A 1,811-nucleotide genomic window follows, 5' to 3' on the forward strand; every position below is an offset into this window, starting at 1 on the left:
GGCCAGCCCCCGCCCCGCCCCCAGCCCCGCCGCCCCGAACGCCCAGGCGGTGACCCCTTCCCGAGGCCCCCACCCGCCCACGTTCAGCGGCAGCCCCATCGCCAGCAACGCCAGTACGGCCAGCGGCAACAGTTCCCCCACGGACGCGTCCGCCCCCGCGACATCCGCGGCGAGGACGAACATCCCCACGTACCCGGCCAGTACGACGACGGACGAGACGAGGACACCGGGCGCGTTACGACGCGAGAACAGCCCCTCACGTGCCTCGGCCAACACGCCCCGCCCGGCGGCCCTCCGCTCCGGCGCCCGGTTCATCCGCACCGCCAGCACCACCGCGCAGGCCCCCAGCACACCGAGCCCCACCACCGGCACGGCCTGCCGCACCTCGCCGAGCACCGGCGACGGCATGCTCACCAGCACCACCGCCCCCACGGCGAACAGCGCGAGCTGCCCGGCGGTCCGCTCCAGCACCACCGCCCGCACCCCCCGCCCCATGTCCCCGGCGCTCTGCCCGTGCCGCACGGCCCGGTGGACGTCGCCCAGCACACCCCCGGGCAGCGCCGCGTTGAGGAACAGGGCACGGTAGTAGTCGGCGACAGCGGCCCCCAGCGGCAGCCGGATCCCGATGCCCCGGGCGACCAGCGCCCAGCGCCACGCGCTGAACACGGTGGTCACCAGCCCGATCCCGAGCCCCGCGAGCAGCGTCGGCCCGTCGATGCGGCGCAGCCCGTCCACGAGGACACCGGTACCGAGCCTCCAGACCAGGACCACGAGGATGGCGACACCGGCAAGTGTCCCGAGCCGGGTGCGCACGGTACGGGTGCCGATCCGGGCGAGGAACGCGCTCATGCGGCCCCGTCCGCCGGCCGGCACAGGGCGAGCAGATCACTGTGGTGGACGACGACCCGCAGCTCCCCCGCCGCACAGGCCTCCAGCCGCTCGGCCAGATAGCCGTCGGCACGCGACGCCAGCTCCGGCCGCTCCTCCACCGCCGCGCCGACCCACCCCCGCAGCCACTGCTCGGTCAACGCGGCCTCCCCGGGACCCAGCCGCCAGGGGCTCGGGTTGATCCGTACCGTCGCGCCGTGCTCGGCGAACGCCTCGGCGGCCACCGAGACCGCGTCCGGCCCGAGCAGCCCGCCCCTCCGCTGATGGGCGTTGAACGCCTCCGTGATCTCCCGGTCCAGCGGATGCGGCTCGGTCAGCTCCACCCGTCCGGCCACCGACAACGTCAGCAGGGCCGGACAGCCGGCTCCCGCGCAGGCGGCGGCGAGGGCGCCGACCTCCTCGCGGGTGAGGACGTCGAGCAGCGCGGACGCCGTCACCAGGGAGGCACCGGCCAGCGCGTCCGAGGTGAGCCGGGCGACGTCACCGCGCCGGGTCTCGACGGTGACATGACTGCCGTCGGCGGCGGAGCGCGGGGAGGCGACGGCGGCGAAGTGCAGCAGGTAGGGGTCCCGGTCGTGCAGGACCCAGTGCTGGGCGCCGTCGAGCCGGGGGGCGAGCCAACGGCCCATCGAGCCGGTGCCGCAGCCGATGTCGTGGATGACGAGACCGTCCGCCCGGCGCGGCAGGTTGGCGAGCCGGATGCGCAGCGGATCGAGCAGATCGTACGACCGGGCGGCGGCGTCGGCGGGCTCCCGCAGCTGCAGCCACTCGGGCGCGTAGCGGGCCGGTTCGTCGTCGCCGGTGTCCCGCAGCCGCAGGGTGGCCCGCTCCCCGGGGCGGGACGCGGGGCCGGCACCGGGGATGACCTCCCGGGGGCCGGGCGGGGCCGGGATCGTCCCGCCGTACTGGGTGGTGGTCGCCTG

2 protein-coding genes are annotated in these 1,811 nt (G+C 76.3%); both read right to left on the reverse strand.

Features of this window, described 5'->3' with window-relative positions; translation table 11 throughout:
• Positions 1 to 849, reverse strand: an 849-nt coding sequence (locus tag B7767_RS39550) for a lysylphosphatidylglycerol synthase transmembrane domain-containing protein (RefSeq protein ID WP_085576148.1), incomplete at its 3' end; no start/stop codon positions are given.
• On the reverse strand, positions 846 to 1,811 hold a 966-nt coding region (locus B7767_RS39555; RefSeq protein ID WP_256923734.1), incomplete at its 5' end, for a class I SAM-dependent methyltransferase. The genes B7767_RS39555 and B7767_RS39550, both read right to left, overlap by 4 nt.

This window comes from Streptomyces sp. 13-12-16 (assembly GCF_002114215.1).
GTDB lineage: Bacteria > Actinomycetota > Actinomycetes > Streptomycetales > Streptomycetaceae > Streptomyces.